Origin of the sequence: Arenimonas metalli CF5-1 (assembly GCF_000747155.1) — a bacterium.
GTDB classification, from domain to species: Bacteria; Pseudomonadota; Gammaproteobacteria; order Xanthomonadales; family Xanthomonadaceae; genus Arenimonas; species Arenimonas metalli.
The window spans coordinates 1-11,734 of the sequence record NZ_AVCK01000007.1; the positions used below are offsets into that span (position 1 = coordinate 1).

The 11,734-nt window shown below is 70.9% G+C and carries 12 protein-coding genes and 4 tRNA genes; 12 read left to right on the top strand and 4 right to left on the bottom strand.

What is annotated here, in order from left to right; all coding sequences use genetic code 11:
• The coding region (locus N787_RS02175; protein WP_034210460.1) for a TlpA family protein disulfide reductase at positions 1-517 on the top strand (517 nt) is incomplete at its 5' end.
• A 43-nt stretch (positions 518-560) separates the two neighbouring features.
• Here N787_RS02175 and ppk2 read toward each other — a convergent pair.
• From ppk2 to hemA, 4 genes are all read right to left on the bottom strand, one after another.
• A complete protein-coding gene (gene ppk2, locus N787_RS02180; RefSeq protein WP_034210462.1) occupies positions 561-1,337 on the bottom strand; it encodes a polyphosphate kinase 2 in 777 nt (258 codons plus the stop codon).
• 164 nt (positions 1,338-1,501) lie between these two features.
• Complete coding sequence (gene moaB, locus N787_RS02185; protein ID WP_034210463.1) at positions 1,502-2,032, bottom strand: molybdenum cofactor biosynthesis protein B; 531 nt, start codon at positions 2,030-2,032, stop codon at positions 1,502-1,504.
• The gene (gene prfA / locus N787_RS02190) at positions 2,029-3,114 is read right to left on the bottom strand and encodes a peptide chain release factor 1 (RefSeq protein WP_034210465.1); all 1,086 of its coding nucleotides are present in this window, start codon (positions 3,112-3,114) and stop codon (positions 2,029-2,031) included. Before prfA ends, moaB begins: the two co-directional genes overlap by 4 nt.
• Positions 3,092-4,363 (bottom strand): glutamyl-tRNA reductase, encoded by a 1,272-nt coding sequence (gene hemA, locus N787_RS02195; RefSeq protein WP_034210466.1) that lies wholly within the window; start codon positions 4,361-4,363, stop codon positions 3,092-3,094. The genes prfA and hemA overlap by 23 nt, the downstream gene beginning before the upstream one ends.
• 101 nt (positions 4,364-4,464) lie before the next feature.
• Between hemA and N787_RS02200 the strand changes: the two genes are divergently transcribed.
• The 11 genes from N787_RS02200 to N787_RS02250 all read left to right on the top strand — a co-directional run bounded on the left by N787_RS02200 (position 4,465) and on the right by N787_RS02250 (position 11,677).
• Entirely contained in the window at positions 4,465-6,111 is a 1,647-nt protein-coding gene (locus tag N787_RS02200) for a tetratricopeptide repeat protein (RefSeq protein WP_034210467.1), read from the top strand.
• Positions 6,108-6,701: a lipoprotein insertase outer membrane protein LolB gene (gene lolB, locus N787_RS02205; protein WP_034210468.1), complete on the top strand. Its 594-nt coding sequence runs from the start codon at positions 6,108-6,110 to the stop codon at positions 6,699-6,701. The genes N787_RS02200 and lolB overlap by 4 nt, the downstream gene beginning before the upstream one ends.
• The gene (ispE, locus tag N787_RS02210) at positions 6,698-7,564 is read left to right on the top strand and encodes a 4-(cytidine 5'-diphospho)-2-C-methyl-D-erythritol kinase (RefSeq protein WP_034210470.1); all 867 of its coding nucleotides are present in this window, start codon (positions 6,698-6,700) and stop codon (positions 7,562-7,564) included. The genes lolB and ispE overlap by 4 nt, the downstream gene beginning before the upstream one ends.
• 24 nt (positions 7,565-7,588) lie before the next feature.
• A tRNA-Gln gene (locus N787_RS02215) sits at positions 7,589-7,666 on the top strand.
• A 52-nt stretch (positions 7,667-7,718) separates the two neighbouring features.
• Entirely contained in the window at positions 7,719-8,675 is a 957-nt protein-coding gene (locus N787_RS02220) for a ribose-phosphate diphosphokinase (RefSeq protein ID WP_034210472.1), read from the top strand.
• A gap of 142 nt (positions 8,676-8,817) precedes the next feature.
• A complete protein-coding gene (locus tag N787_RS02225; protein ID WP_034210473.1) occupies positions 8,818-9,498 on the top strand; it encodes a 50S ribosomal protein L25/general stress protein Ctc in 681 nt (226 codons plus the stop codon).
• A 57-nt stretch (positions 9,499-9,555) separates the two neighbouring features.
• Positions 9,556-10,137 (top strand): aminoacyl-tRNA hydrolase, encoded by a 582-nt coding sequence (pth, locus tag N787_RS02230; RefSeq protein WP_034210475.1) that lies wholly within the window; start codon positions 9,556-9,558, stop codon positions 10,135-10,137.
• A 67-nt stretch (positions 10,138-10,204) separates the two neighbouring features.
• Positions 10,205-11,296 (top strand): redox-regulated ATPase YchF, encoded by a 1,092-nt coding sequence (gene ychF / locus N787_RS02235; RefSeq protein ID WP_034210476.1) that lies wholly within the window; start codon positions 10,205-10,207, stop codon positions 11,294-11,296.
• A 72-nt stretch (positions 11,297-11,368) separates the two neighbouring features.
• Positions 11,369-11,454, top strand: a tRNA-Tyr gene (locus N787_RS02240).
• A 39-nt stretch (positions 11,455-11,493) separates the two neighbouring features.
• Positions 11,494-11,567: transfer RNA gene (locus N787_RS02245), tRNA-Gly, on the top strand.
• A gap of 34 nt (positions 11,568-11,601) precedes the next feature.
• Positions 11,602-11,677 (top strand) — tRNA-Thr (locus N787_RS02250).
• The last annotated feature ends 57 nt before the right edge of the window (positions 11,678-11,734 follow it).

The window sequence follows — 11,734 nt, forward strand, 5'->3', positions numbered from 1 at the left end:
GGGCGCGCCCACGGAGCCGGCGGCGGATGCCGCGCCCGCGCCCGCCGACGACGCCGCGCCGTCGGAGGCCGCCGATGCCCCGGCCGCCCCGCCCACCCACCCGACCCTCGTGGTGCAGACCCTCGACCACGGCACCTTCGACCTGTCGGCCGAGCGCGGCGGCTGGGTGGTGGTGAACTTCTGGGCCACGTGGTGCAAGCCCTGCCTGAAGGAGATCCCGGACTTCAGCGCCTTCGACGCCGCCCGCGACGACGTCAAGGTGATCGGCCTGGCCTACGAGGAAATCGACGAGGCGGCGATGCGCGAGTTCCTCGCCAAGCTGCCCGCCGGCTATCCGATCGCGCTGCTCGACGTGTACGACCCGCCGGCCGATTTCGAAACACCGCGCGGCCTGCCCATGACCTACCTGATCGCGCCGGACGGCGCGGTGGCGAAGAAGTTCCTGGGCCCGGTGACTTCGCAGGAGCTGGCCGCGGCCATCACCGAAGCCGGCGCGCCGGCCCCCACCGCCGGCTGAGCTTCGCCGGCGATGCCAGGCGGGACCCGAAGACCGGGTCCGCTCAGTACTTGCCCTTGATCGGCTTCACCGGCCCGGCATAGCGCTCCTTGCCGGGCTTGCCCGCGAGCGGCGGGAATTCGATCGCAAGCGGGTCCACGTGGTGGTCGGGCAGCTGGTCGAGCAGGTGCCGGATCAGGTTCAGGCGACCGGTCTTCTGGTCGTTGAAATCAACCACGTGCCAGGGCGCCCAGCGGTGGTGCGTGGCCTTGAACATCGTGTCCCGGGCGCGGCCGTACTCGGCGTATTTCTCGCGGGCCTTGATGTCGATCGGCGAGAGCTTCCAGCGCTTGAGCGGATCCTGCAGGCGCTCGGCGAAACGCGCCTCCTGCTCGGCCTGGTCCACCGCCAGCCAGTACTTGAACAGCAGGATGCCGTCGTCCACCAGCTGGCGCTCGAACACCGGCACCTGTGCCAGGAAGGCCTTCACCTGCGCGGGCGTGGCGAAGCCCATCACCTTCTCGACGCCGGCGCGGTTGTACCAGCTGCGGTCGAACAGCACGATCTCGCCCGCCGCCGGCAGGTGCGGCACGTAGCGCTGGAAGTACCACTGGCCGAGCTCGCGCTCGCTGGGCTTGGACAACGCCACCACGTGGCACTGGCGCGGGTTCAGGCAATCCGCGATGGCATTGATGGCGCCGCCCTTGCCGGCGGTATCGCGCCCCTCGAACACCACCAGCAGCCGCTTCCCCGTGTGCTGCAGCCACCGCGCCGCGGCGTTCAGCTCCACCTGCAGCTTCTCCAGCTCCTGCTCGTATTCCTTGCGCTTCAGCTTGGCCATGGCAGTCCTCGGTTTGAACGCGGATCAAAGCGGATGTACGCGGATCAAAGCGGATAAGGCAAAAGAACCTGAGTTGGAAATGGCGAAGGGGTGGCAGTTGGCGGAAAACAAATTCATTGCTTGCTCTATCCGCCTTTATCCGCGCACATCCGCTCTGATCCGCGTCAGAACACGGATCCCTCCCGAAGCCGGGGCCGGAGGTTGGCGAGGTTGCAGGGCCGGGTGCGGGCGTCGAGCTGGGCGCGGATGAGTTTTTCCCAGCCGGTGCGGCAGGCCGAGGTGGAGCCGGGCAGGGCGAACAGGAAGGTGGCGTTGGCCAGGCCGGCGAAGGCGCGCGACTGCAGGGTGCTGGTGCCGATCTCGTCGTAGCTGAGCGTGCGGAACATTTCGCCGAAGCCGGGCATTTCCTTGTCGAGCAGCGGCCCCAGCGCCTCGGGCGTGGAGTCGCGGCCGGTGAAGCCGGTGCCGCCGGTGACCAGGATGCCGTGCACCGCCTCGTCGGCGATCCAGCGCGACACCAGCGCGCGCAGCGCGTACTTGTCGTCGCGGACGATGGCGCGCTCGTGCAGCACGTGGCCTTCGGCGCGCAGCGCGTCCGCCAGGTAGTCGCCGGAGGTGTCGTTGGCGGCCGTGCGCGTGTCGGACACGGTCAGCACGCACAGGTGCAGCGGGATGAAGTCGGTTCCGGCGCTCACGCGGCCTCCGTCAGCAGCTTGAGTTCGTCGGCCTGGTGCTCGCGGGTGAGGCGGTCCACCAGGTCGTCCAGGTCGCCGTCGAGGATCTGCGGCAGCGCGTACAGCGTCAAGCCTTCCACCCGGTGGTCGGTGATGCGGCCCTGCGCGAAGTTGTAGGTGCGGATGCGCTGGCTGCGGTCGCCGCTGCCGACCTGCAGGCGGCGCGCCTGGGCCTGCGCGGCGCTCTGCTTGCTGCGCTCGGCGTCGAGCAGGCGCGACTTGAGCAGGGACAGCGCGCGGGCGCGGTTCTTGTGCTGGCTGCGCTCGTCCTGGCATTCCACCACCACGCCGGTGGGCAGGTGGGTGATGCGGATCGCCGAGTCGGTCTTGTTGACGTGCTGGCCGCCGGCACCGGAGGCGCGGAAGGTGTCGATCTTCAGGTCGGCGTCGCGGATCTCGATCTCGTCGATGTCCTCGAGCTCGGGCAGGATCGCCACCGTGGCGGCCGAGGTGTGGATGCGGCCCTGCGACTCGGTGGCGGGCACCCGCTGCACGCGGTGCGTGCCCGATTCGAACTTCAGGCGCGAGTAGGCGCCCTTGCCCTCGATGCGCGCCACGATTTCCTTGTAGCCGCCGTGCTCGCCCTCGCTGGCCGAGACGATCTCGACCTGCCAGCGGCGGCGCTCGGCGTAGCGCGCGTACATGCGGAACAGGTCGCCGGCGAAGATCGCGGCTTCGTCGCCGCCGGTGCCGGCGCGCACCTCGAGGAAGAGGTTGGCCTCGTCGCGCGGGTCGCGCGGCACCAGCAGCAGCGACAGCGATTCATCGAGCGCGGCCAGCCGCGCCTGCGCCGCCGGGATTTCCTCGTCGGCCAGTTCGCGCAGCTCCGGGTCGGCGCGCATCGCCTCGGTGGCCTGCAGGTCCTGCTGGGCGCGACGCCACTCGGCGAGGCCCTCGGCGACGGGCGCGAGCTGGGAATACTCGCGCGAGAGGTTTCGGAAAGCGGCGTTGTCGGCCATCACGCCGGGGTCGGCGAGCAGGCGGCCGACCTCCTCGTGGCGTTCGGCCAGGGCTTCGAGCTTACGGCGGAGGCTGGGCGTCATCGGGCGATTCGTAAAGTCGGCTGGCGGCGCGCAGCAGGTCGAGGTCGCCGTCCAGCGCGGCCTGGCGAAGCGCGGTGCTCGGTCCGTGCAGCAGCTTGTTGGTGAGCTGGTGCGCCAGCAGCTTCAGCGCTTCCTCGGGCGGCTTGCCCTGGGCGAGCAGTTCGCGGGCGCGGGCGAGTGCGTCCTCACGCGCGGCCTCGCCCTGCTGGCGCAGCGCACGCAGCGCATCCTGGCGGCCCTGCGCGCGCCACCAGGCCATGAAATGCTCGACCTGCAGGTCGATGATGGCCTGGGCCTGGTCGGCGGCGTTGCGGCGCGAGGCGCGGTTCTCCTCGATCACCTGCTCGAGGTCGTCCACGGTGTAGAGGTAGACGTCGGGCAACTGCGCCACGCCGGCCTCGATGTCGCGCGGCACGGCCAGGTCGAGCAGGAACATCGGGCGATGCTTGCGCGCTTTCAGGGCGGCCTGCACGGCGGCGGTGCGCAGCACCGGTTCGCGGCTGGCGGTGGCGGTGATGACGATGTCGGCTTCGGGCAGGTGGCGGTCGAGTTCGGTCAGCGGCAGCGCGTACCCGCCGTGGCGGCTGGCCAACGCCTGCGCGTGCTCGAGCGTGCGGTTGGCGACCAGCAGGCGCCGGGCCTTGGCGTCCACCAGGTGCCGTGCCGCGAGTTCGATGGTGTCGCCGGCGCCGACCAGCAGCACCGTGGCGCGGTCGAGTTCGCTGAAGACCTGGCGCGCCAGGCGCACCGCGGCGTAGGCCACCGAGACCGGGTGGGCGCCGATGCGGGTATCCGTGCGCACGCGCTTGGCGACCTGGAAGCTCTGCTGGAACAGGCGGTCGAGCGGCGTGCGCAGCGCGTGGTGCTGGCGCGCGGCCTGCCAGGCTTCCTTCACCTGGCCCAGGATCTGCGGTTCGCCCAGCACCAGCGAGTCGAGGCCGGTGGCGACCCGGAACAGGTGGCGCACCGCCTGGTCGTCGCGGTGTTCGTAGAGGTAGGACGACAGCGTTTCCGGCGCCAGGCCGTGGTGTCGCGCCAGCCATTCGGCGACGGCGGCCTCGCGGCCTTCCTCCACCTGCGCGTAGATCTCGGTGCGGTTGCAGGTGGACAGCAGCGCGGCCTCCGTCACGCCCGGCACCGCCGACAGCCCGGCCAGCGCGCCCGGCAGCTGGCCGGCGTCGAGCGCGACCCGCTCGCGCAGCGAGAGCGGCGCGGTCTGGTGGTTGAGGCCAAGGGCGAGCAGGGGCATGTCGGGGGCCAGCGTAAGGGCGCGGTGCGCTAAGCTTTCGCGGGCTGGGCTCTCGTTCCGGGATCCGGCCCGTATTCTAGCCCCAGGCCGCGCAGACCCCCATGAACCGCCGCCATTGTCTTTTCCCCGCCCTGCTGGCGCTCGCGTTCGCCGGCCCGGTCGCGGCGACCGCCACGGCGCCGATCGGCGAGGTGATGGCCGGTGAGTTCGCCCTGCAGCAGGGCGACCTGCCGACGGCGGCCCGTCATTTCCTGCAGGCCGCCCTGGCGTCGGGCGACCCCGCGGTGGCCGAGCGCGCGACCCAGGTCGCCCTGGTCGGCGAACAGCCCGACATCGCGCGGCGCGCCCTGGCCCGCTGGCGTGCCCTGGCGCCCGCCGCCGCCGGCATGCATGGCGCCAGCGTGCGCCTCTCGTTGGGGCAGGGCGACCACGATGACGCCATGGACGCATCGCGCGCGCTGCTGGCGCTGGGCGATCCGGGCTTCGAAGTGCTGCTGGGCGTGCTGTCGGAGGCGCGCGGCGATGCCGGCGTGATCGCCCGCGCCGTCACCCGCGGGCTGTTCGAACAGCGGGCGCTGCCGGACCAGCTGGCCGCCTGGCTGCGCTGGGCCGGCGTGGCCCGGCGGTTGAGGGACCGGACGCTGTCCGAGCGCATCATCGACGAAGGCATGGCCCGGTTCCCCGAGGATCCGCGCGCCCGCCTGCTGGAGATCGCGCGCCTGCGGGAGTCCGGCGAGGCCGCCGCGGCGCGCGAAAAACTGGTGGCGCTGCGCGATTCCGGCGCCATCCTGCCCGGGCTGCGGCGCGTGGCCGCCAGCGAGTTCGCCCGCCAGGGCGACCTGCGCGGCGCCGCCGACGTCCTCGGCGAAGGCCCGCAGGACGATGCGTCGCTGGGCCAGCGAGCGGCCTGGTTGGTGCTGGCCGAGGACCGCGCCGCGCTCCAGCGTCTCTACGCCGAACTCCGGGCCGCGGGGGCGGTGCCGCCGCCGCCGCGCCGGCTGCTGCTCGGCCACGTCGCCGAGGCGCTGGACCTGTTCGACGAGGCCGAGCGTTGGTACCAGGGCGTGCCGCACGGCGCCGGCAGCGACCTGGCCCTGCTGCGGCTCGCCCGCCTGCACGATCGCCGCGGCGATCCCGCGCGCGCCATCGAGCGCCTCAAGGACCTGCAGTCCGACACCAGCGCCGATGGCGAGCGCGTGCGCGACAGCTACCTGGTCGAAGCCGACATCCTCGAGCGCGGCGATCGCGCCGGGGAGGCCCGCCTGGCGCTGGACCGCGGCCTGGCGGTGTTCGAGGGCGACCCGGTGTTGCTGTATGCGCGGGCGATGCTGCTCGAGCGCGGCAACCAGGTGGACGCCGCGCTGGCCGACCTGCGCGCCATCCTCGCCGAGGACCCGGCGGATGCGCAGGCGCTCAATGCCTACGGCTACACGCTCGCCGAGCGGCGCGGTGCCTACGCCGAGGCCCTGCCTTACATCGAGCGCGCGCATGCGCTGCTGCCGGATTCGGCGCCGATCCTGGACAGCCTGGGCTGGGTGCGGTTCCGGCTGGGCGAGCGCGAGGAATCGCTGGCGTTGCTGCGCCAGGCCTGGGCGAAGCTGCGCGATCCCGAGATCGCGGCCCACCTTGGCGAAGTCCTCTGGACCCTGGGCCAGCGTGACGAAGCGCGCCGCCTGTGGCGCGAGGGCGCCGCGATCGACCCCGACAACCGCGCGCTGCGGCGCGCCCTGGAGACCTTCAAGCCATGAAACGACTCGGCGTGGCACTGCTCTGCCTCGCGGGCCTCGCTGCCTGCGTTCCGGCGCCGGTGCGGGAGGCGGATGCGGTCCTGCTGTCGGCGCAGGCCGGGCGCGAGGCCCGGCTGGCCGCGGCGCCAGACTGGCAGCTGTCCGGCCGGCTCGCGGTGAGTGCGGGCGGCGAGGGCGGCAACGGCCGCATCGAGTGGCGGCAGCAGGGCGAGGACTTCGACATCCGGCTGGCGGCGCCCGTGACCGGCAAGAGCTGGCGGCTGCGCCAGCAGGGCGGCCTGGCCACGCTGGAGGGATTGGAGCAGGGCACGCTCAGCGGGCCGGATGCCGAAGCCCTGCTGCATGACGCCACCGGCTGGCGGCTCCCGGTGCAGGCGCTGGCGGCCTGGGCGCGCGGCGCACGCGCCGAGGGCGCGGCCACGATCGAATTCGGTCCGGGCGGCCTCCCGGCGCTGATTTCCCAGCGGGGCTGGCAGGTCGAGTACCGCGAATGGGATGCCGCCGACCCGGCCCGGCCGCGCCGCATCTTCGCGCGGCAGGGCGAGGACGCCAGCGTGCGCCTGGTCGTGGATGCCTGGGAAACGCCGTGACCGCGCCCGACCCCGGGGCCTGGAGCGACTGGCCGGCGCCCGCCAAGCTCAACCTGTTCCTCCGCATCGTCGGCCGCCGCCCGGACGGGTACCACCGCCTGCAGACCGTGTTCCAGCTGCTGGACTGGGGTGACACGGTGCGCCTGCGCCTTCGCGACGATGGCGCGGTCCGCCGCGCCGGCAACGGCGGCTATGGGGTGGCGGAAGCCGACGACCTGGTGGTCCGGGCGGCCAGGTTGCTGCAAAAAGAAGCCAAGATCGGCCAAGGTGCCGAGATAGAGGTTGTAAAGCGCATACCGCTGGGCGGCGGTTTCGGCGGGGGCTCCTCGGATGCCGCCACCGTGCTGGTCGTGCTGAACCACCTCTGGCGGGCGGGCCTGGACGAGGATCGGTTGGCGGCGCTCGGCCTGCAGCTGGGGGCCGACGTGCCCGTGTTCGTCCGCGGCCGCAGTGCCTGGGCCGAGGGCGTGGGCGAGGAGCTGACGCCGCTGGCGCTGCCGCCGGCGGCCTACCTGCTGGTCGACCCCGGCGTCAGCGTGCCCACCGCCGAACTTTTCCAAACCCCTGATTTGACGCGGGATGCGGCCCCGGCGACAATTGCCGACTTCGTTTCTGGCTCCGAGCTCGGCAATGCCTTCGAGCCGGTGCTGCGTCGCCGCTCGGGAGCCGTCGAGGCCGCCCTGCAGGCGCTTTCGCAGCTCGGCCCGGCGGCCCTGACCGGGACCGGCGGCGGCTGTTTCGCGCGCTTCGGCGCGCGCGCCGACGCCGAGGCCGCGCGGTCGCGCCTGCCCCCGGGCCTGCGCGCCTGGGTGGCGGAAGGCGTCGCGGTGTCGCCCCTGCACCGGGCGCTGCCGCCACGCTGAGCCGGCAGCGGAACAATCCAGCGGTGGGGCGTCGCCAAGTGGCCTAAGGCACCGGGTTTTGATCCCGGCATTTCGTAGGTTCGAATCCTACCGCCCCAGCCATCCACCGGACGCAGCACGGTCCCTCGACAGCGAACGACAAGGCGGAATACCCATGAGCAAGCAGAACCTGCTCGTCTTCACCGGCAACGCCAACCGTCCGCTGGCCCTGGCGGTCTGCCGCCAGCTCGGCATCCCGCTGGGCAAGGCGCAGGTGGGGCAATTCTCCGACGGCGAAGTGCAGGTCGAGATCGAGGAGAACGTGCGCCGGCAGGAGGTGTTCGTCATCCAGTCCACCAGCGCGCCGACGGCCGAGAACTTCATGGAGCTGCTGGTGCTGATCGACGCGCTCAAGCGCGCCTCCGTCGCCAGCGTCACCGCCGTGGTGCCGTACTTCGGCTACGCCCGCCAGGACCGCCGCATGCGCTCCTCGCGCGTGCCGATCACGGCCAAGGTCGCCGCCAAGATGTTCACCGCGGTCGGCACCGACCGCGTGCTCACCGTCGACCTGCACGCCGACCAGATCCAGGGCTTCTTCGACATCCCGGTCGACAACGTCTACGCCTCGCCGATCCTGCTGGCCGACATCTGGCGCAGCCAGGGCACCGACAACATGGTGGTGGTCTCGCCGGACGTCGGCGGCGTGGTGCGCGCCCGCGCGATCGCCAAGCGCCTCGACGACGCCGACCTGGCCATCATCGACAAGCGCCGCCCGAAGGCCAACGTCGCCACCGTGATGAACATCATCGGCGACGTCGAGGGCAAGACCTGCGTGCTGGTGGACGACATCGTCGACACCGCCGGCACACTGTGCGCGGCCGCGGCGGCGCTCAAGGCCAACGGCGCGAAGAAGGTCGTCGCCTACTGCACCCACCCGGTGCTGTCGGGCGCGGCGATCGCCAACGTTTCGAATTCGCAGCTCGACGAGCTGGTGGTCACCGACACCATCCCGCTGTCGGAGGCCGCGCGGGCCTGCCCGCGCATCCGCCAGCTCAGCGTCGCCGAGCTGCTGGCGGAAACCATCCGCCGCGTCGCGTTCGGCGAATCGGTCAGTTCGCTGTACGTGGACTGAGGCAAGGCGGGGCAGGGGATCCGGGATCGGCATTCGCGAGTGCCGATCCCCGATTCCCGGTCCCGGGAACGACGCAGGGCCTGGTCGCGGGCACTGCGGAACGCGCCGAAGGGCGCACCACACTGAAGAAGGCAACATCACCATGGCTACCAACCACAACATCACGGCCACCGGCCGCAAGGACGAGGGCAAGGGTGCGAGCCGCCGCCTCCGTCGCAGCGGCCACGTGCCGGCCATCGTCTACGGCGGCCACGCCGACCCGCAGAGCATCCAGATCGAGCACAACCACCTCTGGATCGCCAGCCAGAACGAATGGTTCTACTCGGCCATCCTCGACATGAACGTCGACGGCAAGGTCCAGAAGGTCCTGCTGCGTGACATGCAGCGCCATCCGTTCAAGCAGCAGATCCTGCACCTGGACTTCCTGCGCGTCAGCGAGAACGAAGCCCTGCGCGCCAAGGTGCCGCTGCACTTCGTGAACCAGGACACCTCCCCGGCCGGCAAGTCGGCGGGCGTCGTGGTCACCCACGAGCTCAACGAAGTCGAAGTCAGCTGCCTGCCGAAGGACCTGCCGGAGTTCATCGAGGTCGACCTGGCCAAGCTGGCCGTGGGCGACATCATGCACCTCTCGGACATCAAGCTGCCCAAGGGCGTGACCCTGCCGGCGCTCGCGCACGGCGGCAAGGAGCATGACCTAGCGATCGTGATCGCCAAGCACGCCCGCGTCGAGGCCGAGGAAGAGTCCGCGCCGGCCGCTGCCGACGTGCCGGCCGCCAAGGTCGCCAAGCCGGACGCCGCCCCGGCGGCCCCGAAGAAGAAGTAAGCCCCGCCTCCCCTCCCTCTCCCTCTGGGAGAGGGCCGGGGAGAGGGCAGCCTTGCAGTGAGCGAACTCCGCCTCATCGTCGGCCTGGGCAACCCCGGTGCCGAACACGCCCGGACCCGGCATAACGCCGGGTTCTGGTTTCTGGACGCCCTCGCCGCGCAGGCCGGGGCGCGCTTCGGGCTGGAATCCAAGCTGCACGGCGAGACCGCCAAGGCCGAGATCGCCGGCCGCAGCGTCTGGCTGCTCCGTCCGGCCACCTTCATGAACGCCTCCGGCCGCTCGGTCGCCGCGGCCCTGCGCTACTTCAAGATCGAGCCCGAACAGGCCCTGCTCGCCCACGACGACCTGGACCTGGCCGCCGGCCTGGCCCGGCTCAAGTTCGACGGCGGCCACGGCGGCCAGAACGGCATCCGCGACACCATGCAGCACCTCGGGCACGGCAAGTTCCACCGCCTGCGCCTGGGCATCGGCCATCCCGGCCACAAGGACAAGGTCACCCCCTGGGTGCTGGGCAAGCCCGGCAAGGACGACGAGGCCAGCATCCTGCGCGCCATCGACGACGCCCTGGCGGTGATGCCCCTGGCCGTGAACGGGGACTTCCCCGAGGCCATGAAGCGCCTGCACACCCCCAAACCCTGAGTCGCCAGCCGCCAGCCGTCCCCCGGACCGCTGGCGCCTGGACATTCGCGAACCGGAAGACAGCACCATGGGCATCAAATGCGGCATCGTCGGCCTGCCGAACGTCGGCAAGTCCACCCTTTTCAATGCGCTGACGAAGGCCGGCATCGCCGCGGCCAACTTCCCGTTCTGCACCATCGAGCCCAACACCGGCGTGGTCCCGGTGCCGGACCCGCGCCTGGCCCAGCTCGCCGAAATCGTCAAGCCGCAGAAGATCATCCCGACCTCCTTCGAGTTCGTGGACATCGCCGGCCTGGTCGCGGGCGCCTCCAAGGGCGAGGGCCTGGGCAACAAGTTCCTGGCCCACATCCGCGAGGTGGACGCGATCGCCCACGTGGTGCGCTGCTTCGAGCACACCGACATCGTCCACGTGGCCGGCAAGGTGGACCCGATCGCCGACATCGAGACCATCGACCTCGAGCTGGCCCTGGCGGACCTGGAATCCGTCGACAAAGCGCTGAACCGCGCCGAACGCGAGGCCAAGACCGGCAATAAGGACGCCATCGTCCGGAAAGACGTGCTGTCGCGCCTGCGCGCCGGCCTCGACCAGGGCCAGCCGGCCCGCGCCCTGGGCCTGTCGGCCGAGGACAAGGCCGTGGTCCGCGACCTGTTCCTACTGACGCTCAAGCCGGTGATGTACGTGGCCAACGTCCTCGAGGACGGCTTCGAGAACAACCCGATGCTGGACCTAGTCCGGGCCCGGGCCGCGAAGGAGGGTGCCCAGGTGGTGCCCGTCAGCGCCGCCATCGAGGAGGAGATGTCCCAGCTCGAGGACGCCGACCGCGCCGAGTTCCTGGCCGAGATGGGGCTGGAGGAGCCGGGCCTGAACCGCGTGATCCGGGCCGGCTACGCCCTGCTGGGCATGCAGACCTACTTCACCGCCGGCGTGAAGGAAGTGCGGGCCTGGCAGGTCCACAAGGGCGCCACCGCGCCCCAGGCCGCGGCCGTGATCCACACCGACTTCGAGAAGGGCTTCATCCGGGCCGAGACCATCGCCTTCGAGGATTTCATCAGGTACCGGGGCGAGGCCGGGGCGCGCGACGCGGGCCGCCTGCGCCTGGAGGGCAAGGAGTACATCGTCCAGGAGGGCGACGTGCTGCATTTCCGCTTCAATGTCTGATCCGGGGCCGCGGATGCGAAAAGGTCGTTGACATTTCCTTTCGCGACCCTGAAAATTGCGGGCTCCCTAGCTGGAGGGATACCCAAGCGGCCAACGGGGGCAGACTGTAAATCTGCTGGCTCACGCCTTCGGTGGTTCGAATCCACCTCCCTCCACCAGCTTTCGCAGTGACGCCCGGCAACGGGAGCCATCGCAGGGCGGGAGTAGTTCAATGGTAGAACCTCAGCCTTCCAAGCTGATCATGCGGGTTCGATTCCCGTCTCCCGCTCCATTGGATTGAAGCAACACCGCAACAAACAGAATTCGCTCATGTAGCTCAGTCGGTAGAGCACTTCCTTGGTAAGGAAGAGGTCGCTGGTTCGATTCCAGTCATGAGCACCACCCTCCACCTTGAATCCTACCGGGTACCTCGAAATGTCCAAGGGTAAGTTTGAGCGC